Source organism: Enterobacter sp. 342 (genome assembly GCF_036663495.1).
In the GTDB taxonomy this organism is placed as follows: domain Bacteria; phylum Pseudomonadota; class Gammaproteobacteria; order Enterobacterales; family Enterobacteriaceae; genus Enterobacter.
The window spans coordinates 47,753-67,720 of the sequence record NZ_JAWUEI010000023.1; the positions used below are offsets into that span (position 1 = coordinate 47,753).

Here is a 19,968-nt window from a genome sequence, read left to right on the forward strand (position 1 = left end):
CCGGGTGGCGCTAACGCTTACCCGGCTTACCTGCTCTGCTTTCTCAACAGATAAATAAAGTACGGCGCGCCAATAAAGGTCGACAGCAGACCTGCCGGGATCTGATACGGGAACAGCACCATTCTTCCGCACCAGTCCGCAAACACCAGCATTATCCCGCCCGTCAGGGCCGACATGACAATATGCGGCATGGTCCGACGAAAACCCATCATTCTGGCGATGTGCGGCGCCATCAACCCCACAAAACTTAGCGGTCCTATCGTCATGGTGGCCGTCGCCGTCAGACACGCAGCCAGCAGAAGAAGCGCCACGCGCGTTGGTGTTAGCGCTAACCCGACCGCACGTGCGGTTTCACCACCCAGCGGCAGGATGGTCATCCAGCGACGACACAGCGGCACAACCGCCAGCAACACGATCATCACGATCCCGGTATGAACAACCTGGCTGCCGGTAGCACTGTACGTTGAGCCGGAAATCCAGGTCAGGATCTTCGCCATACGCGGATCGCCACTCGCCTGCAACAGCATCAGTAACATGGTAAATGCCGTACTGAGCGCCATCCCGGCCAGCAGCATTCGGTGCGGGGAAAAACCACCGCGACCAGAGGCAATCAGGATGATTAACAGCGTCACCGCCGCACCAATACTCCCGGCAGGCATTAACCAGCCGAAGGCATTTCCCGGCACGAAGAACAGCATCAGCACCACACCAAATGCCGCGCCAGAACTAATCCCCAGCACTTCCGGGCTGGCCATCGGATTGCCGGTCAGGCGCTGGATAATACAACCCGCGACAGCCAACATGACACCGGCAATTAACGCAGAAAGAACACGCGGCCAGCGCCACTGCAGCAGTTCATGGAATAAATCGCCCGTCGCCCAGTGCCAGCCCGCCGCATCACGCCCAAAAGCGAATGCGGCAAACGAGGCAATAATCAGCAACACCAGACCGGCAAGGCTAAACCACAGTACTGACTGACGTTCAGCATGAACCTTATCGCCGACATCCATCGCCGGTGCGCTAATACTGCGCAGACGCGGGAGCAGCCACAGCAGCAGCGGCGCACCAATAAGCGCGGTCACCGATCCCGTTGACACTTCCCTCCAGACTTGCGCCAGCCAGAGAATGATCTGATCGGAAAGCCAGAGGATCAGCGCGCCAATTAGCGGCGCCAGCATCAGACGCGCCAGAAGACGCCGTGCACCGAGCATTTTTGCCAGCAGCGGAGCAAAGAGGCCAATAAACCCGATGATGCCAACAGCGTTTACCAGCAAAGCGCTCAATACAATCGCCAGCGTCAGCGCTGCAAGACGAGCCAGCGACAGCGCCAGCCCCAGGTTACGCGCCACACCATCATCCAGCCCCATTAACGTTAACGGACGCAGGAGCAGCAGGGTCAGCAGTACTCCGCCAATTAGCTGCGGCCACAGACGCTCAACACCGCTCCAGTCAGTCTGGGTAAGGGTTCCGGTACTCCACAGGAACATGCTTTGCAGTTGATCGTGATGGAACAGCACCAGTAGTTGATTAATCGCGCCACAATAGAGACTGACCACCAGCCCGGCCAGGATTAGCGTCACAGGGGACAGGCGTTTACCCCAGGCCACGCCAAAGACCAGTGCCCCCACCACACATGCCCCCACGAGAGCTGCAAACTGTGTGGTTAACGCGCCGGGCAGCGCCCACAGCGTGGTAATGGTGATCCCAAGCTGCGCACCTGTTGCAACACCCAGCGTTGTCGGCTCTGCCAGAGGGTTACGCAGTACCTGCTGGAACAACACCCCCACCAGGCCTAACCCGGCCCCGACCAGCAGCGAAATCGCCAGACGCGGTAGCAGGCTGTAGTGGAACACCATCTGCTGAATGTTGTCGATATCCGGGGCTGTCAGCGCCGCGCCCCACTGCCCGCGCGGCAATGCCGTCGACAAGTTGAACCAGGTTAAGACCAGCGCAGCAAGGAAGAGTAAGGACAACAGCAGTGCCGGGAAGCGTGCAATACGCGTACTCATGCTTTACCTCCCAGCGCATTATCCAGCACGCTGGCAAAATGCATAGCCGACAGCGTCGCGCCGTAGAACCATACCGCTGGCACGCGCTGGAAGCGCTGCTCACGCACAAACGGCATCGCCTGCCAGAGCGGAGTGGCCATCAGCGTTTGCATATCCCGTTCATTGCCATGGTCGAAACACAGCACGTCGACATCACGAAATGCCGCCAGGCGGTCAATACCCACGGTCGTACTGCCCCAGAAGTTCATCTCACCTTCCCAGGCATTGCGAATACCAACACTGTCGAGCACGTCCTGGAACAGACAGTTTTTGCCGAAGACCAGCATATGGCGGGCATCCAGTAACGTCATCATCAACAGCGGGCGATCGCCCCGGTGGGTAAAGCGCGGTTTCAGGGAGTCAATCAGGGCGTCGAATTCGTCGAGATGCTTTTTGGCCTCCGCCTCTCGGTTGAGGAGATGCGCCATCTCGTTAATAGAGTGTTTCGCCATGGTCAGCGGTTTTTTACCGTCACTGAAGGAGAAACCTCGACCGGGCGCAATGCGGGCCATGGTCTCTTCTGACGGACCGTACCCCGCTGACCAGAACAGGAATGACGGTTTCATCTGAGTGAGCAGCTCAAGGTTTGGCTCAGTACGCAGGCCGACGTCGATTACCGAGTCCGGCAGCTTCGGCTCGCTCACCCAGAGGTTATAGTTGGGAATGTCCGCTACGCCATAAGGCGTGACGCCGAGCGCCATCATCAACTCGACTGGCAACCACTCCAGCGCCACGATACGGTGCGGATCGACGGCGGCGGCATGCGCCGTATTCATTTTTAATAACAACGGTGATAGCGCCATTGCCGTCAGCAGGCGACGGCGGCTCAGTAGCATTGAATCCAGCATCAGTATACAAAGCTCACCGGTGCAGCCCCGGCCGGGTGAGGCAGAATACCCATTGGAATTCCGTAAATGTGTTCCAGCGTTTCGCTGCACATCAGTTCGGATGGTGTGCCCTGCGCAATCATTTCCCCGCCACGCAGCGCGACAAGGTAGTCACAATAACGCGCGGCCATGTTGATATCGTGCAGGACCGCAATCACCGTCAACCCACGCTGCTGGCTTAAGCGATGCACCAGCGCCAGAACGTCAACCTGATGGGCAATATCCAGCGCAGAGGTGGGTTCATCCAGCAGCAGGCAACGGCTGTCCTGCGCCACCAGCATCGCAATCCACGCGCGCTGACGTTCGCCCCCGGACAGGCTATCCACCAGACGGTGTGCCAGTGGTTTTAATCCCACCAGCGAAATCGCCTCTTCCACTTTTTCTCTGTCGGCGACACCGAAACGCCCAAGCGCCCCGTGCCACGGATAACGCCCAATCGCTACCAGTTCACGCACCGTCATCCCCTCCGCCTGCGGCAGTTGTTGCGGCAAATACGCGACTTTGCGGGCAAAGGCTTTACTGCTCCAGCTCTCCAGCGGTTGGTCATCCAGCAGAATATCGCCTTCTGAAGGCGGCTGATGGCGGCCCAGCATCTTAAGCAAAGTCGATTTACCGGAACCGTTGTGACCAATCAGGCCAGTGACTTTACCGGCAGGGAATGTCAAAGAGAGCGGATGCAGCAAGGTGCGCCCGGGTACGCGAAAGGAGAGATTGCTGAGCGTAAAAGTGGTGTCGGATTGCGTTTTATTATCCTGCATGTCAGCCAACTTAAATAAAAAGGGCACGGCGAACCGTGCCCAAAGAGAGATTAGAAGCGGAAGGTCGCCGTGGCCACAACCTGACGTTCAGCACCCCAGAAGCAACCGTAGGTGTTGAAGCAGCTGGCAACATATTCACGATCGAACAGGTTGTTCACATGAAGCGCGACATTTGAGCCTGCCATCCCCACACGCGCCAGATCATATCTGACAAGTGCATCAACCACGGTGTAGCTACCTACCGTGAAGGTGTTCGCCGCATCGCCCTTGCTGGAGCCGGTGTAACGAACACCGGTACCCAGCGTCAGGCCAGACAGCGCACCGTCATACAGCGTGTAGTCGCCCCACAGCGATGCCATGTGTTTTGGCACCTGCGCTGGCGTGTTGCCTTTGTAGTTGGTGTCCGTGGTGTATTCCGCATCGGTATAGGTATAAGAACCTACAACGTTAACACTCGCAGACAATGCCGCTTTCGCTTCCAGCTCTACGCCACGGGCACGGATCTCACCGCCTTCAACGGAGAAGAATGAACCCGCTGGGTCAGCCATCAGGTTGTTGGTTTTAGTCAGCTGGTATACCGCACCGGTAATTACGATCGGACGATCGTTCGGCACGTATTTCACGCCCGCTTCGTACTGTTTGCCTTTAGACGGCGAGAACAGTTTGCCCTGGGCATCGGTCTGCGAAGCGGGCTCAAACGATTCACTGTAACTAAAGTACGGGGTTACGCCGTTATCAAACAGATAGTTAACGCCACCGCGCCAGGTGAACTGGGTATCATTACGTTTGGAAGTGGTATTATACACGCGGTTATAGGACTCTTGATCGGCCCAGTCATAACGGCCGCCAAGGGTTACCAGCACTTTATCCCACTGCGCCTGATCCTGAACGTACAGACCTGTCTGTTTCTGGCGGTTGAGAATTTGATAAGGACCAGAGGTTGCAGGATCTTTCGAGCCGAAATCAAAATCGCTGTTCACCGGATGGTAGAGATCCAGCAGCGGTACAGAATCGTCATAACCAAACCAGGAGTTGATGTCATTACGCATACGCATAAAGTCAACGCCGGTCAGCAGAATGTGGTCCACCTCACCGGTAGAGAATTTGCTCTGCAGTTGAGTATCAACGGTGAAGTTCTGCAGTTTTTCATGATCGACAACGTATTTACGCGCCAGGTAATGGCCTTTGTCAGCAGGTGCTAACGCTGCACACTGCTTGTTGCCGACATTCGCCGGGTCGGAACAAACGCCATAGCCGTAAACGCTGTTTTGCGAGGTTTTATTCTCGGCAAAACGCAGGTTCTGACGCACGGTAAAGGTATCGTTGAATTCGTGATCGAAGCTATATCCCACCATTTTCTGGTTACGGGAATAGGTGTTGTTCTTCGCACCCTCGTTGAAATCAGTCGGCAGACGATCGCCGTTTGGCAGCGGATCAACCGTTCCCTCTTTTGGCAGCCAGCCGTAATAGCCCGTTTCAGGCTCGTTCTGGAAATAGGAGAGGAACGTGAAGGTGGTTTTATCATCCGGACGCCAGGAGAACGATGGCGCGATAGCATAACGCTGTTCTTCCGCACGTTCCTGCTGGGCATTATTAGAACGCGCCACGCCGGTTAAACGGTAGGAGTAAACGCCGTCGTCGTCGAGCGCATCGCTAAAGTCAAAGCCAGTCTGGAACAGGCTGTCAGTACCCACTTTGAACTGGATCTCTTTCAGCGGCTCAGTCGTTGGGCGCTTACTCACCATATTCAGCAAGCCACCAGGGCTGCTTTTTCCGTACAGAACAGAAACCGGACCACGCATGATTTCAGCGCGTTCCAGCATATAAGGGTCAATCACCGCGTCGTTATAGAAGTTGCCCTGCATCTTCATACCGTCGAGGTAGTTATTCTGGCTCTGACCATCGGCCGCGAAACCGCGAATGACCAGGTAGTCATAGGTATTGGAGGCACCACGCGTGCCGACCGCAACGCCCGGGGTATAACTCAGCGCTTCTTTAACAGAGCGTGGTTGATGCAATGCCATCTCTTCGGCAGTCACTACCGAAATGGACTGTGGAACCTTTTGAATCGGGGTATCCGTTTTCGTTCCGGTCGCAGATTGCCTTGCAGCGATAGTCGCAGCAGGCCCCCAGGCACTTTCCTGTGCAGCCGGAGCGGCAGTAACGGTGATGGTTTCTTCTTTTTTCGGTGTTTCGGCAGCGTGGGCATAAGCAGACATGCCAGCAACCGCGGTGGCGACGACAACTGCGATTTTATGCAGCGACGTTTTGCCTGGCTGAGCAGTATTGGAAAGCGCCATGTTTAATCTCTGATGGAAAAGTGAATGATAACGTAAACGAGAATTATTATTATGAGCGCCAGAATAATATGCGAAACACTGACTGCATAGCAAGCAATAAGCGGCCCTACAAGATTTAAGGGTTTAAGAATTAAACAAGAGAAAACGAAGGGTTAATCTGAATTAAATTTTCAGTTAAGGAAATGAGACGGGCTGGTGAAAAAATATCCCCTTCCGAAGAAGGGGATATTAAGGAGTTAGTTACCGCCGAACATATCTTTAATCCAGCCTGCGACACCGTCGCTGTCTTTCTTCTCATTCTGCTGCTGCGGCTGTTGTTGCTGCGGCTGCTGTGGCTGAGAAGACGAATCAAACGGATTGCCCGATGGTTGTTCTGGCTGACTTTGCTGACACAGCGCGTCCGGGTTGGTCGTCCAGACCGGCAAGGTACGCATCCCGCCGCCACAGACAAAGTTACCGGAACCATCCACGCCCATATCAACAATGTCTTCCGGCGCGACCAGATTCAGCGGTACAGGAGACTGATTCGCCAGATAACGCTGGTAAATCGACATTGCCCCGCTTGCGCCGTACAGTTTGGTCGGCTGGTTGTTGTCGCGACCTACCCAGGTGATCACCACTTCACGGCCGTCGATACCGGCAAACCAGGTATCGACGTTGTTGTTGGTGGTCCCGGTTTTACCCGCCAGATGCAGACCCGGATACTTCGCTCCCAGTTGACGCCCGGTACCACGCTGCACAACCTGTTGCATCGTCCACAGCGTCATATAGGCGGCCTGAGCGGGCACCGCACGTTCAGCTTGCGGGAAGCTCTGATACAGCACAGAGCCATCTTCAGCTATCACTGAGCGCAGCGCAGACAGCTGTGCGCGGTTCCCGCCGCTGGCAATGGTCTGGAACGCCTGTGCCACTTCGATTGGCGTCAGGTTAAGCGCACCCAGAATCATCGCCGGTACAGGATTCAGCTGATCTTTCGAAATACCCAGTTTCTGCCAGGTATCAACAATCGCAGGCAGGCCCAGTGACATCCCCAGATTAACCGTTGGTACGTTCATGGAGCGGGTTAACGCATCCACCAGCATCACCTGGCCGCTGAACTGTTTATCATCGTTCTGCGGTGACCATACCTGGCCGTTAGGCTGACGCAGGGAAATTGGCGCATCTGCAATCCAGGTATTCAGGCGATACTGGTTTGGCTGGCTCAGCGCAGTAAGATAGGTCGCTGGTTTTGCCAGAGAACCAATCGAACGACGCGCCTGCATAGCGCGGTTGTAGCCCGCAAACTGTGGCTCAGCCCCGCCCACCATCGCGCGAACTTCACCAGTGTTACGGTCAACTACCACCATCGCGGTTTCAAGATCGGAGAGCTTACGCTGTTTCTTCAGCGCCGGAATGCCTTCCACTGCCGCTTTTTCCGCGGCATCCTGCGCTACGGAGTCAAAGGTGGTGAAGATCTTCACGCCGGAGAGATCTTTAACCTTATCACCGAGCTTACTTTGCAGTTCCTGACGCACCAGTTGCATAAACGCAGGCTGAGGCGAAATCACGCCACCGCGCGGCTGCACGCCGAGTGGGCGAGCGCTCAGCATCTCGTACAACTCCTGATCGATCACCTGCTGTTGTTGCAGCAAACGCAGCACCAGATTACGACGCTCAAGCGCCAGTTTTGGGTTACGCCACGGGTTATAAATGGACGCCCCTTTCACCATGCCGACCAGCAGCGCCTGCTGGTCAAGGCTCAGCTCTTCAACCGGGCGACCAAAGTAGTACAGACTTGCCAGCGGGAAACCACGGATTTCATTATCACCGCTTTGACCGAGGTACACTTCGTTCATGTACAGCTCAAGGATACGATCCTTGCTGTAACGCGCGTCCATCAGCACGGCCATGTACGCTTCGTTGGCTTTACGCCAGTAAGAACGTTCGCTGGAGAGGAACAGGTTCTTCACCAGCTGCTGGGTGAGCGTACTCGCCCCCTGCACCGTGCGCCCTGCTGTCAGGTTCGCCAGTACTGCACGCCCGATGGAGTAGAGGCTGATACCGTCGTGCTCGTAGAAGTGACGGTCTTCGGTTGCCAGCAGCGTATCCACCAGCAGATCCGGGAAGCCATTACGCGCCACAAACAGACGCTGTTCACCGTTTGCCGACGAGAGCATGGTGATCAGGCGAGGATCAAGGCGGAAGAAACCGAACTGGCGGTTGTTATCCATGTTCTCGATAGTGTCCAGACGATCGCCGTCAAAGGTCAGACGCGCCCGCACCTGTCCCTCTTTGCTGTCCGGGAAATCAAACGGACGGCGGATCATCTCGATGCTGTTCGCCTGCACGGTGAATTCACCTGGGCGCGTCATCTTAGACACCTGACGATACTGGGTGGCTTCCAGCAGTTTCACCATCTCGTTCTTACTGATGGACATATCTGGCTCAAGGTTCACCATGCGGCCATATACTGCCGCAGGCAACTGCCAGACTTTACCGTCGATACGGCTGCGGATCTTCTGATCCAGATAGACGCCGTAAATCGCCATCAGCACAACAAAAATAATGAACAGCTTCAGCAGCAGCCAGAACCAGCCGCGTTTACCCCGAGGCTTACGCCCTTTGCCTTTCCCTTTACGCGGCATCGGTTCTTCATCCTCATAATCGTCTTCATAGTCATCGTCATAGTCCTCATCTCTGAGGCGACGACGGCTTACCTTTTCTTTCGCCGGACGCGTTGGTTTTCCCTTACGTCCTATTGGCTCGCGGTCATTCCCCGCCATGCTTTTTCTCCGCAACTTTCAGGCGCAAAGGCCCGATTCTCTTTTCTTCCACATCACCGTGAAAGAAGAAATCTCTCAATTAAGAATATTTCTTCGTACGCCGTGTCGGCGCGGTATTCGCCGGATCGTCCGGCCAAACGTGTTTGGGATATCGCCCTTTCATCTCTTTTTGTACTTCCCGGTAGCTTCCCGCCCAGAACGCCCCCAGATCGCGGGTGATTTGCAGCGGACGATGAGCAGGCGACAACAGTTCAAGCACCACCGGCACACGTCCTTCAGCGATGGATGGCGTGGTCGCCTCACCAAACATCTCCTGCATGCGTACCGCCAGCGCCGGTGGATTATCCTCGTGATAACGAATGGCAATCCGGCTTCCGGTCGGCACAGTGTAATGCCCTGGCAGTTCACTATCCAGACGTTGACGTAATGACCAGTCCAGTAAATTCTGTAACGCGACCTTAACATCAAGGGCTTTTAGTGCCCGCAGCGAGTGTACACCGCGCATTTGCGGCAGCAACCAGCTCTCCAGAGAGGCAAGCAACGTCTCATCATCCACCGCAGGCCAGGCATATTCTGGCAGCCAGCGCGCGGCACAGTGCAGACGAATACGGTATTGCTCCGCCTCTGGCGTCCAGTTCAGTACGTTCAACCCTTTTTCCCGAATACCGTTCAGCATCGCCTGATGCATCTCTTCTTCTGACGGCTTCGCCAGTGGCTTCGTGCTGAGGGTCAGTTTGCCAATCTGGCTACGCCGAAACGCCTTCAGGGTGCCCTGGGTGTCATCCCATTCGACGATATCAGATTGCTGAAGCAGTTGCGGACATGCACGTGTCAGGGCCTCAATATCGACAGCTATCGCCTGTAATATCCGCGCATCCGGCGACTGGCTGCCCTGCAGCAGGAGCGGCGCGATCAGCCACTCATGGCGCGTCATGGCATCGTCGCTGTCCAGCATCGCGCCCATGCCATTTGCCAGCTGATATCGACCGTCCAGCCCACGTCGGCGCGCAATTCGGTCCGGAAATGCTTGTGCCAGCAACTGCGCGGTAATATCGCTGTCTGGCAAGCCGCCACGGCTGTTTAGCCGTTTGCTGAGCTGCTGCGCCCGTTGCTGCCAGTTCCCCTGATTACGTGAAAATGCCTGCGCCAGATCGCTGCTGCCACCGCGCGGCGGCTCCTCAAGAATAGCTGCCAGTTTCGCCGCCGTGGCAATTTCATCTTCCCCTTGCGCGGCCACCAGCATTGCGGCCAGACGTGGATCGTTGCCCAGCGCAGCCATTTTCTGGCCGCGCGCCGTCAGACGCTCACCTTCAAGCGCGCCAAGCTGGGCCAGCAGTGTACGTGCTGCGGTAAGGTTTACGACAGGAGGCGGATTAAGCCAGGTCAGTTGTCCCGGATCCGGGCAGCCCCATTGCAGCAGATCCATCACCAGACCTGACAAATCACTTTGTAAAATTTCCGGGGTGCTTTGTTGCGCCGCGCGTTCAGCCTGCTCTGCGCTGGTCAAATGCAGGCAGATACCCGCCTCAAGACGTCCTGCACGGCCTGCGCGCTGTACCATCGACGCCTGGCTAATACGTTGCGTCAGGAGTTTCGTCAGCCCGGTACGCGGGTCAAAGCTTGCCACTCTCTCCTGCGCGCTATCCACCACCAGGCGAATACCTTCGATGGTCAAGCTGGTTTCCGCAATATTGGTTGCCAGTACCACTTTGCGCTGCCCCGCAGGCGCCGGGAGAATCGCTTTACGCTGGTCGGCCAGCGACAGCGCACCGTAAAGCGGACACAACTGTACATCGCTGCTGACACGGGAGGCCAGGTGCTCCTGCACACGCTGTATTTCGCCCACACCGGGTAAAAACAGCAGCAGCGAACCGGGTTCCTGACGCAGCAGTTCTGCGGTGGCGATGGCGATCGCTTCATCAAAACGCTGATGGGCAGGTAGCGGTTGATAACGTCGCTCAACGGGGAACGCTCGCCCTTGCGAGGCTATCACCGGTGCATCAGGCAGCGTCTGCTGCAGCCGTTCGTTATCCAGCGTCGCCGACATGATAAGCAGCCGAAGGTCATCACGCAGACCCTGTTGAACATCCAGTAATAGCGCGAGAGCCAGATCCGCCTGCAGACTGCATTCGTGGAATTCATCCAGAATCACCAGCCCGACGCCGGTCAGTTCAGGATCGTTTTGCAGCATGCGGGTGAGTATTCCCTCGGTCACCACTTCAAGCCGCGTGGTCGGGCCGATGCAGATTTCAGCGCGCATACGGTAGCCCACCGTCTCGCCCGGTTTTTCGTTAAGCAATTCCGCCAGGCGTTGTGCCACATTGCGCGCGGCCAGCCTGCGCGGCTCCAGCAGGATAATTTTCCCGCTGATATTCCCGTCTTTCAGGATCTGCAGTGGCAGCCAGGTGGATTTACCAGCCCCTGTCGGGGCATTCAGCAAAACCTGCGGGGCATGTTGTAAGGCAGCGAGAAGCTCGGGAAGGACGACGGCGACCGGCAATGAGGACACTAACAGCTCCAGAGGGTTAACATTAGTCGGCGTACATTGTAGCATCGGCGCATATCATTACCGAGTCCCCCGTATGTCTGAGTCGAAACGGCTGTTTTTTGCCATTGAATTACCCGCCCCAATACAGCGGCAAATTGTTCGCTGGCGCGCTGAGCACTTCCCGCCGGAAGCGGGTCACCCTGTTGCCGCGGCTAACTTGCACCTGACGCTGGCCTTTTTGGGTGATGTGAGCTCCGATAAACAGCGGGCCCTGGCATCAATGGCCGGACGGATCTCTCAACCGGGATTTACGCTACACCTTGATGATGCCGGGCAGTGGTTGCGCTCGCGGGTAGTCTGGCTGGGTACGCGCCAGCCGCCTCGTGGGATATTACAGCTTGCAAATATGCTGCGCGCCCAGGCGGCACGCAGCGGCTGTTACCAGAGCCCGCAGCCGTTTCATCCGCATATCACGTTGCTGCGCGATGCAGGTCAGGCCGTTGCCATCCCGCCACCAGGTTTTCACTGGGCCTTTCCGGTTAATGAATTCGCACTTTATGAATCCGTCTTTGCACAAGGACGCACCCGCTACACGCCGCTACAGCGCTGGACGCTGGGCAACACCGTTAAGGACGCCTGATGAAGTTTAGCCCTCCCCTGCAGCACGCCACACTGATTCAACGCTACAAACGCTTCCTCGCAGACGTAGTCACGCCTGAAGGAATACAGCTCACCCTGCACTGTCCCAACACCGGTGCCATGACGGGGTGTGCGACACCGGGTGACCGGGTCTGGTATTCCACATCAGAAAATACTAAACGCAAATATGCCCATACCTGGGAAATGACCGAAACACAAAACGGGGCATTTATTTGTGTTAACACCCTGCGTGCCAATCAACTGGTTAAAGAAGCGCTAATGAATAATGCCCTTCCCGAACTGGTGGGTTATGACACGCATAAAAGTGAAGTGAAATATGGCGATGAAGGCAGCAGAATTGACTTCATGTTACAGGCGCAAGACAGGCCTGAGTGCTATATTGAAGTGAAATCAGTGACGTTAGCGGAACAGGAAAATGGCTACTTCCCGGATGCGGTAACGCTACGCGGGCAGAAGCATCTGCGAGAGCTAATGTGTGTTGCGGCGGCGGGCAAACGCGCCGTATTGCTGTTTGCGGTTTTGCATTCAGCCATTGAACGATTCTCTCCTGCCCGCCATATTGATCCTAAATACGCGCAATTGTTGAATGAGGCACAAAAGCAGGGGGTAGAGGTTTTGGCTTATAAAGCGGAACTTTCTGCCGATAATATGACTCTGAGATCCTCTCTTCCCATTGTCTTATAAGGGATTAGACGATTGATGATTAAGTGTTCTGGCCGCGTGCGTAAATACGCTTTTCCTCACAGGCTTGTCAAGTGTTACGTTTAGATAATTGCCATCCGGAAAAGCATCTGCTATTTATAGCGACCTGATTTTTCCCCCAACACGGGGATCGATAGTGCGTGTTAAGGAGAAGCAACATGCAAGAAGGGCAAAACCGTAAAACATCGTCCCTGAGTATTCTCGCCATCGCTGGGGTGGAGCCGTATCAAGAGAAACCGGGCGAAGAGTATATGAACGAAGCCCAGCTGTCGCACTTCAAGCGTATTCTTGAAGCATGGCGTAATCAACTCAGGGATGAAGTCGATCGCACCGTTACTCATATGCAGGATGAAGCTGCTAACTTCCCTGATCCGGTCGACCGTGCCGCTCAGGAAGAAGAGTTCAGCCTCGAACTGCGTAACCGTGACCGCGAACGCAAACTGATCAAAAAGATCGAGAAAACGCTGAAAAAAGTCGAAGACGAAGATTTTGGCTACTGCGAATCCTGTGGTGTTGAAATCGGCATTCGTCGCCTGGAAGCGCGTCCAACCGCCGACCTGTGCATCGACTGTAAAACACTGGCCGAAATCCGCGAAAAACAGATGGCCGGTTAATACCAGCGCTGTTTACACACTCCAAAGGCGGGAGTCACTCCCGCCTTGTTACTGTTGATATGTCTGAATCACACTATATTGGGCGCTTCGCGCCATCTCCTTCCGGTGAATTACACTTCGGCTCATTAATTGCCGCGCTCGGCAGCTACCTGCAGGCTCGTGCCAGCCAGGGCAAATGGCTTGTTCGCATTGAAGATATTGACCCTCCGCGTGAAGTTCCCGGTGCAGCAGACACCATTCTGCGTCAGCTGGAACATTACGGTCTTCACTGGGATGACGAAGTACTCTGGCAATCAAAACGTCACGACGCTTATCAGGAACGTCTGGCCTGGCTTAGCGCTCAGGGGCTTTCCTATAACTGTACCTGCACCCGCGCACGTATTCAGAGCGTAGGGGGTGTCTACGACGGCCATTGCAGTACGCTTAACAACGGTCCGGAAAATGCCGCTGTACGGATTCGACAGCGTTCACCGGTGACACACTTTAACGATTTACTCTCCGGCGAGATCCACGCCGATGAACGTCTGGCGCGTGAAGATTTTATTATTCACCGTCGTGATGGTCTGTTCGCTTACAACCTGGCCGTTGTCGTGGATGACCATTTCCAGGGCGTCACGGAAATCGTTCGTGGGGCAGATCTTGTTGAACCTACCGTGCGGCAAATATCGCTCTATCACCAGTTTGGCTGGAAAGCGCCGGATTACATTCATCTGCCGCTGGCGGTCAATGAGCATGGTTGTAAGCTGTCGAAGCAAAACCATGCGCCAGCCCTGCCATACGGCGATCCACGCCCGGTTTTGATCGACGCGCTGCGATTTCTCAACCAGAATGTAACCAACGAATGGCAGGATCTGCGTATTGACGAACTGCTGAAAATGGCGATCGCCCACTGGACGCTCACGGCGGTGCAAAAAATCCAGCATTCTCAAATGCGTTGCGCTGAGCTATGATTAGCCGCTTTTTTCATAACAAAACACACTACGAGGTGTACCATTTTTACCCGAGTCGCTAATTTTTGCCGTAAAGTGCTAAGCCGCGAAGAGAGCATGGCGAATGATGCTATTGCACAGCCACACATGTCGGTTATTCCGCGTGAGCAGCACAATATTTCCCGCAAAGATATCAGTGAAAATGCCCTCAAGGTGCTCTATCGTCTGAATAAAGCGGGCTACGAGGCCTATCTCGTGGGCGGTGGGGTGCGTGATTTACTGCTGGGCAAAAAACCTAAAGATTTCGACGTGACGACCAGCGCCACGCCTGAGCAGGTGCGTAAATTATTCCGTAACTGCCGTCTTGTTGGCCGTCGTTTCCGTCTGGCTCACGTGATGTTTGGACCGGAGATCATCGAAGTGGCGACCTTCCGCGGCCACCACGAAGCGGGCGCATCTGATCGCACCACGTCGCAGCGCGGCCAGAATGGTATGCTGCTGCGCGATAATATCTTCGGTTCTATCGAAGAAGATGCCCAGCGTCGCGATTTCACTATCAACAGCCTTTACTACAGCGTGGCGGATTTCACCGTGCGTGATTACGTCGGCGGCATGCAGGACCTGAAAGAAGGCCTGATTCGTCTGATTGGCACGCCGGAAACGCGTTATCGTGAAGATCCTGTGCGTATGCTGCGCGCCGTGCGTTTCGCCGCCAAGCTGAATATGCGCATTAGCCCGGAAACAGCAGAGCCTATTCCGCGTCTGGCGACGCTGATCAACGACGTGCCCCCTGCCCGTCTGTTTGAGGAAGCCCTGAAACTGCTGCAAGCCGGTTTTGGGTTCGATACCTATAATCTGCTACGTGAATACAACCTGTTCCAGCCGTTGTTCCCGACCATTACCCGCTACTTCACCGAAAGCGGTGACAGCCCGATGGAGCGCATGATTGCGCAGGTACTGAAAAATACCGATACCCGTATTCGCAACGATATGCGTGTCAATCCGGCGTTTCTGTTTGCGGCGATGTTCTGGTATCCACTGCTGGAAACGGCTCAAAGAATCACTCAGGAGAGCGGCCTCGCCTATTACGATGCCTTCGCACTGGCCGCGAACGACGTGCTGGACGAAGGGTGCCGTACGCTGGCGATCCCGAAACGTATTACTACGCTGGTGCGTGATATCTGGCAACTTCAGTTGCGTATGTCCCGTCGTCAGGGCAAACGTGCCTGGAAGTTGATGGAACACCCTAAGTTCCGCGCGGCATTCGATCTGCTGTCACTGCGGGCTGAAATTGAAAGGAATCAGGAGCTACAGCGTCTGGCGCAGTGGTGGGCCGAATTCCAGGTTTCCGCCCCGCCTGAACAGAAAGATATGCTCACCGGGCTGGATGAAGAGCCGGAACCACGCCGCCGTCATCGTCGTCCGCGCAAACGCGCGCCGCGTCGTGAAGGTGCTTCATGACCCTCGCATATATCGCCATCGGCAGCAATTTAGCCTCTCCACTGGAGCAGGTTAACGCTGCCGTACAGGCATTGGGTGAAATTCCGCAAAGCCGGATCGTGGCAGTCTCTTCGTTTTACCGTACTCCACCATTGGGCCCGCAGGATCAGCCTGATTACCTCAATGCCGCCGTCGTGCTGGAAACCACTCTGGATGCCGAAACGCTGCTGGATAATACTCAGCGCATCGAACTGCAACAGGGTCGCGTACGCAAAGCCGAACGCTGGGGGCCACGCACTCTCGATCTCGATATTATGTTGTTTGGTCATGAGATCATAAACACCGACCGCCTCACTGTTCCGCACTACGACATGAAAAACCGGGGTTTTATGCTCTGGCCGCTGTTTGAAGTCGCCCCCGATCTCACCTTTCCGGATGGTATCTCGCTGAAGGCCGTTCTGGACACTCTCAATGCGGAAAGACCCGCTCGCTGGTGATCCTGCATCTTACCGATTAACCCTGAAATATTTGCAGTTAATCGGTTACCTAAAATCATTGTTCCCCCGAATGTTACTGTTAAAATGCGCAAAGATTCGCTTTTGGGCTATCAGGAAACAGTATGAAACCAACCACCATCTCCTTACTGCAGAAATGCAAACAGGAAAAAAAACGCTTCGCCACCATCACCGCGTATGACTACAGCTTCGCCAAACTCTTTGCCGAAGAGGGTATCAACGTCATGTTGGTCGGAGATTCGTTAGGGATGACGGTACAAGGACATGATTCCACCCTGCCGGTTACAGTTGAGGATATTGCTTACCATACCCGTGCCGTGCGCCGTGGTGCGCCAGCCTGCCTGCTACTTTCCGACCTGCCGTTTATGGCCTACGCCACGCCAGAGCAAGCCTTTGAAAATGCAGCAGCCGTGATGCGTGCCGGGGCCAACATGGTCAAAATCGAAGGTGGTGCCTGGCTCGTTGATACGGTGAAAATGCTCACCGAGCGCGCCGTGCCGGTGTGCGGTCATTTAGGCCTGACGCCACAATCCGTGAATATCTTTGGCGGTTATAAAGTGCAGGGCCGTGGCGATGCCGCACAAACGCTGTTCGATGATGCTCTCGCCCTGGAAGCCGCTGGTGCACAACTGCTGGTGCTCGAGTGCGTTCCGGTTGAACTGGCAAAACGCATCACTGACGCGCTATCGATTCCGGTGATTGGTATTGGCGCAGGTAACGTGACGGATGGCCAGATCCTGGTGATGCACGACGCTTTTGGCATTACCGGTGGACATATCCCGAAATTTGCCAAAAATTTCCTCACAGAAGCGGGCGACATGCGCGCTGCGGTCAGGCAGTATATTGCCGAGGTTGAGTCCGGCGTTTACCCGGGCGAAGAACACAGTTTCCATTAAGGAGTCTCGTTGTGCTAATCATTGAAACCCTGCCGCTGCTGCGCCAGCACATCCGTCGCGCACGTCAGGAAGGTAAACGCATCGCACTGGTCCCAACCATGGGTAACCTGCATGACGGCCATATGAAGCTGGTCGATGAGGCGAGAGCCCGGGCAGATATCGTGGTGGTCAGTATCTTCGTTAACCCAATGCAGTTTGACCGCGCCGACGACCTGGCACGCTACCCGCGCACCCTGCAGGAAGATTGCGAGAAGCTCAAAAAACGCCATGCGGATATTGTCTTCTCTCCTGCGCCGGCCGATATCTACCCTCAGGGTACCGATGAGGCGACCTACGTTGACGTTCCGGGCATTTCCACCATGCTGGAAGGCGCGAGCCGCCCGGGTCATTTCCGCGGTGTGTCCACCATCGTCAGCAAACTGTTCAATCTGGTGCAGCCAGACGTTGCCTGCTTCGGCGAGAAGGATTTCCAGCAACTGGCATTGATCCGCAAGATGGTTGCCGATATGGGTTACGATATCGAGATCGTCGGCGTGCCGATTGTGCGTGCCAAAGACGGTCTGGCGCTCAGTTCCCGTAACGGCTATCTGACGGCCGATCAGCGAAAAATCGCGCCGGGCTTAAGCAAGGTCATGAATACCATGGCTGAGCAACTTCTGGCTAAGGAGCTGAGTGCAGAAGAGATTATTGCCCTCGCCGAACAAGCGCTGAACGAAAAAGGTCTTCGCGCTGACGACGTTCAAATTCGCGATGCCGATACGCTGCTGGAGCTTGCAGAGACCAGCAAACGTGCGGTGATCCTGGTGGCGGCATGGCTCGGTCAGGCCCGCCTTATCGACAATAAAGTGGTTGAGCTGGCGTAGTTTTTCTACCCGGACGATTAAAGGTAAACGTAATGATTCGCAAAATGCTGCAAGGTAAGCTTCACCGTGTGAAAGTCACCCAGGCCGACCTGCACTATGAAGGCTCCTGCGCAATCGACCAGGATTTTCTGGACGCGGCTGGCATCCTTGAAAATGAAGCGATTGATATCTGGAACGTGAACAACGGCAAACGCTTCTCTACCTATGCGATTGCTGCCGAGCGCGGCTCTAAAATCATCTCCGTCAACGGCGCGGCAGCACACTGCGCTGACGTGGGTGACATCGTAATCATCGCCAGCTTCGTCATGATGTCCGACGAAGAAGCGCGCCGCTGGCAGCCGAAAGTGGCCTACTTCGAAGGCGACAACGACATGAAGCGCACCGCGAAGGCGATCCCTGTTCAGGTTGCCTGATATAAAAGCCCGAATTATATTTTAATTGAATAATTCGGGCTTTCAGATAAATTCATCAAAAACAAATGCCCCGCTAGTCTTTTTTATTTTTTAAGATTTCATTTACTTTCCACGCAACAATAACATTAACCGTCTGGTATATTTAAAGAAAAAGAATAACTAAATTTAACTTTAAGTATATTTAAAATTACTTTTTTTAGTGTGCACACTATTATCCACCAGCCAAAAACAATGTTTGGCCTTTTAATCTTTTACATGGATATTGTTATGTCACTGAAAAAAATTAGCATGGCAGCTGCTACCGTCGTTCTCGCACTGGGCACCTCTTCTTCTTTCGCTGCTACCGATCTTGGCCTGATCACATTTGACGGTGCTGTTACTGATACTACCTGTACCATCACCACCAACAACGGTGAAGGCACTAACAACATCACTATCGCACTGCCTGTCGTGAAAAAATCTGACGTTGAAGGCACTACGCTGGACAAAGGTGTTGGCGCGAAAAACTTCGAACTGCTGCTGACAAACTGCCCAGGAACTGTATCTAAAGCTTCCGCAAACTTCATGTCTAAAAACATGGGTTCCGTGGCTAACGGTACCGTTGATCCAGATACTAACGTTGCAGGTTCAGCAACCAACGTAAGCCTGGCGATGTATAACAACTCCACCAGCAATACCGATCGTATTATGGTAGGTCAGCCTGACAATAACACCCAGGTTGCGACTGTCACCAGCGGTTCCGGCAAACTTTACTACCGCGTTGCTTATGTTCCGGGTTCTGCCTGGGTGAAAGACACCAACCCAGTCACTGCGGGTAAAGTCTCTGCGAACGCTTACTTCACCATGAGCTACGAATAATCGTCGATTATTTATTTAATAATGCGCCCGCTTAGCCGTGGGCGCTTGTTTATCTCAATTATCCAGGAGTGGATATGCGACAGCTTAATGCAAAAATGATCAAAGGAATGAAAGCACTCTCTTTTGTGCTGACCAGCATAATGGCATGTCATGCCCACGCTGATATTGTTATCTCCGGAACCCGTATTATTTATCCTGAAAAAGCAAAAGATGTTGTGGTGAATCTGGAAAACAGAGGCGCACATCCTTTACTCGTTCAGTCATGGCTGGATGATGGCCGTGACACGACCGACCCTCAGGAGCTTAAATTACCGTTCGTCATTACTCCGCCAGTAACTCGTGTAGATGCACAAAAAGGCCAGGCTATCCGCATTACCTCACTCGGCCAGTCATTACCCAAAGACCGTGAATCACTGTTCTGGTTTAACGTGCTGGAAGTACCACCAAAAGCCAAAACCAGTAGCGATCAGAATATGCTGCAACTGGCATTCCGTACACGTATCAAACTCTTTTTCCGCCCAAATGGACTCAAAGGTTCACCCGATGAATCAGCAAAGCAGCTGACATGGTCGCAGAAAAAAGAAGCTAACGATGTCGTTCTGGTGGCGAAGAATGATTCTGCTTACAACGTATCAATTGCCTCCGCTTCTCTGACGGTTAATGGCAAAAAATATGAAGTGGAGAGTAGCTCTGTGAAACCGTTCTCCAGCGAAACAATGAAAGTGAAAGGGCTGACTGGCATTAGCAACGGCAAAGTTAACTATGCATCCATTAATGACTTTGGTGGCATGCAAGAGCACGAAGCAGCACTCAACTAATAATAATCATATTACAT

At 54.5% G+C, this 19,968-nt stretch carries 17 protein-coding genes; 11 read left to right on the plus strand and 6 right to left on the minus strand.

Annotated features, from left to right (window positions below):
• Positions 1-26: 26 nt before the first annotated feature.
• From fhuB to hrpB, 6 genes are all read right to left on the minus strand, one after another.
• Positions 27-2,009: a Fe(3+)-hydroxamate ABC transporter permease FhuB gene (gene fhuB / locus V6E55_RS17550; RefSeq protein ID WP_236920473.1), complete on the minus strand. Its 1,983-nt coding sequence runs from the start codon at positions 2,007-2,009 to the stop codon at positions 27-29.
• Positions 2,006-2,896: a Fe(3+)-hydroxamate ABC transporter substrate-binding protein FhuD gene (gene fhuD, locus V6E55_RS17555; RefSeq protein WP_316943506.1), complete on the minus strand. Its 891-nt coding sequence runs from the start codon at positions 2,894-2,896 to the stop codon at positions 2,006-2,008. Before fhuD ends, fhuB begins: the two co-directional genes overlap by 4 nt.
• Complete coding sequence (fhuC, locus tag V6E55_RS17560) at positions 2,896-3,693, minus strand: Fe3+-hydroxamate ABC transporter ATP-binding protein FhuC (protein ID WP_236920471.1); 798 nt, start codon at positions 3,691-3,693, stop codon at positions 2,896-2,898. The genes fhuD and fhuC overlap by 1 nt, the downstream gene beginning before the upstream one ends.
• 50 nt (positions 3,694-3,743) lie before the next feature.
• Positions 3,744-5,993, minus strand: coding sequence for a ferrichrome porin FhuA (fhuA, locus tag V6E55_RS17565; RefSeq protein WP_316943508.1), 2,250 nt, complete (start codon positions 5,991-5,993; stop codon positions 3,744-3,746).
• 236 nt (positions 5,994-6,229) lie between these two features.
• Entirely contained in the window at positions 6,230-8,755 is a 2,526-nt protein-coding gene (gene mrcB, locus V6E55_RS17570) for a bifunctional glycosyl transferase/transpeptidase (protein WP_236920469.1), read from the minus strand.
• A 79-nt stretch (positions 8,756-8,834) separates the two neighbouring features.
• A complete protein-coding gene (gene hrpB / locus V6E55_RS17575) occupies positions 8,835-11,264 on the minus strand; it encodes an ATP-dependent helicase HrpB (RefSeq protein ID WP_316943510.1) in 2,430 nt (809 codons plus the stop codon).
• A 73-nt stretch (positions 11,265-11,337) separates the two neighbouring features.
• Between hrpB and thpR the strand changes: the two genes are divergently transcribed.
• The 11 genes from thpR to V6E55_RS17630 all read left to right on the plus strand — a co-directional run bounded on the left by thpR (position 11,338) and on the right by V6E55_RS17630 (position 19,951).
• Positions 11,338-11,883, plus strand: a complete 546-nt coding sequence (gene thpR / locus V6E55_RS17580; protein WP_316943511.1) for an RNA 2',3'-cyclic phosphodiesterase — start codon at positions 11,338-11,340, stop codon at positions 11,881-11,883.
• The gene (gene sfsA / locus V6E55_RS17585; RefSeq protein ID WP_028018318.1) at positions 11,883-12,587 is read left to right on the plus strand and encodes a DNA/RNA nuclease SfsA; all 705 of its coding nucleotides are present in this window, start codon (positions 11,883-11,885) and stop codon (positions 12,585-12,587) included. Before thpR ends, sfsA begins: the two co-directional genes overlap by 1 nt.
• A 176-nt stretch (positions 12,588-12,763) precedes the next feature.
• A complete protein-coding gene (gene dksA / locus V6E55_RS17590; protein ID WP_001155232.1) occupies positions 12,764-13,219 on the plus strand; it encodes an RNA polymerase-binding protein DksA in 456 nt (151 codons plus the stop codon).
• A 59-nt stretch (positions 13,220-13,278) separates the two neighbouring features.
• Entirely contained in the window at positions 13,279-14,169 is an 891-nt protein-coding gene (gene gluQRS, locus V6E55_RS17595) for a tRNA glutamyl-Q(34) synthetase GluQRS (RefSeq protein WP_316943513.1), read from the plus strand.
• Positions 14,170-14,211: 42 nt separating this feature from the next.
• Positions 14,212-15,609: a polynucleotide adenylyltransferase PcnB gene (pcnB, locus tag V6E55_RS17600; protein WP_223256825.1), complete on the plus strand. Its 1,398-nt coding sequence runs from the start codon at positions 14,212-14,214 to the stop codon at positions 15,607-15,609.
• Entirely contained in the window at positions 15,606-16,085 is a 480-nt protein-coding gene (gene folK, locus V6E55_RS17605) for a 2-amino-4-hydroxy-6-hydroxymethyldihydropteridine diphosphokinase (protein ID WP_114979128.1), read from the plus strand. The genes pcnB and folK overlap by 4 nt, the downstream gene beginning before the upstream one ends.
• A 122-nt stretch (positions 16,086-16,207) precedes the next feature.
• The gene (gene panB, locus V6E55_RS17610; RefSeq protein ID WP_114979127.1) at positions 16,208-16,999 is read left to right on the plus strand and encodes a 3-methyl-2-oxobutanoate hydroxymethyltransferase; all 792 of its coding nucleotides are present in this window, start codon (positions 16,208-16,210) and stop codon (positions 16,997-16,999) included.
• 11 nt (positions 17,000-17,010) lie between these two features.
• On the plus strand, positions 17,011-17,862 hold the full coding sequence (gene panC, locus V6E55_RS17615; RefSeq protein WP_129996661.1) for a pantoate--beta-alanine ligase: 852 nt from the start codon (positions 17,011-17,013) through the stop codon (positions 17,860-17,862).
• A 32-nt stretch (positions 17,863-17,894) separates the two neighbouring features.
• Complete coding sequence (panD, locus tag V6E55_RS17620; RefSeq protein ID WP_006810068.1) at positions 17,895-18,275, plus strand: aspartate 1-decarboxylase; 381 nt, start codon at positions 17,895-17,897, stop codon at positions 18,273-18,275.
• A 267-nt stretch (positions 18,276-18,542) separates the two neighbouring features.
• Positions 18,543-19,133 (plus strand): fimbrial protein, encoded by a 591-nt coding sequence (locus V6E55_RS17625; RefSeq protein WP_129996662.1) that lies wholly within the window; start codon positions 18,543-18,545, stop codon positions 19,131-19,133.
• A gap of 74 nt (positions 19,134-19,207) precedes the next feature.
• A complete protein-coding gene (locus V6E55_RS17630) occupies positions 19,208-19,951 on the plus strand; it encodes a fimbrial chaperone (protein WP_410493462.1) in 744 nt (247 codons plus the stop codon).
• Positions 19,952-19,968: the final 17 nt, after the last annotated feature.

Excerpts from the sequence above, each read along its gene's own strand:
- fhuB (WP_236920473.1), bottom strand. The coding sequence starts at position 2,009 with ATGAGTACGCGTATTGCACGCTTCCCGGCACTGCTGTTGTCCTTACTC.
- fhuD (WP_316943506.1), bottom strand. The coding sequence starts at position 2,896 with ATGCTGGATTCAATGCTACTGAGCCGCCGTCGCCTGCTGACGGCAATG.
- fhuC (WP_236920471.1), bottom strand. The coding sequence starts at position 3,693 with ATGCAGGATAATAAAACGCAATCCGACACCACTTTTACGCTCAGCAAT.
- fhuA (WP_316943508.1), bottom strand. The coding sequence starts at position 5,993 with ATGGCGCTTTCCAATACTGCTCAGCCAGGCAAAACGTCGCTGCATAAA.
- mrcB (WP_236920469.1), bottom strand. The coding sequence starts at position 8,755 with ATGGCGGGGAATGACCGCGAGCCAATAGGACGTAAGGGAAAACCAACG.
- thpR (WP_316943511.1), top strand. The coding sequence starts at position 11,338 with ATGTCTGAGTCGAAACGGCTGTTTTTTGCCATTGAATTACCCGCCCCA.
- sfsA (WP_028018318.1), top strand. The coding sequence starts at position 11,883 with ATGAAGTTTAGCCCTCCCCTGCAGCACGCCACACTGATTCAACGCTAC.
- dksA (WP_001155232.1), top strand. The coding sequence starts at position 12,764 with ATGCAAGAAGGGCAAAACCGTAAAACATCGTCCCTGAGTATTCTCGCC.
- gluQRS (WP_316943513.1), top strand. The coding sequence starts at position 13,279 with ATGTCTGAATCACACTATATTGGGCGCTTCGCGCCATCTCCTTCCGGT.
- folK (WP_114979128.1), top strand. The coding sequence starts at position 15,606 with ATGACCCTCGCATATATCGCCATCGGCAGCAATTTAGCCTCTCCACTG.
- panB (WP_114979127.1), top strand. The coding sequence starts at position 16,208 with ATGAAACCAACCACCATCTCCTTACTGCAGAAATGCAAACAGGAAAAA.
- panD (WP_006810068.1), top strand. The coding sequence starts at position 17,895 with ATGATTCGCAAAATGCTGCAAGGTAAGCTTCACCGTGTGAAAGTCACC.
- V6E55_RS17625 (WP_129996662.1), top strand. The coding sequence starts at position 18,543 with ATGTCACTGAAAAAAATTAGCATGGCAGCTGCTACCGTCGTTCTCGCA.
- V6E55_RS17630 (WP_410493462.1), top strand. The coding sequence starts at position 19,208 with ATGCGACAGCTTAATGCAAAAATGATCAAAGGAATGAAAGCACTCTCT.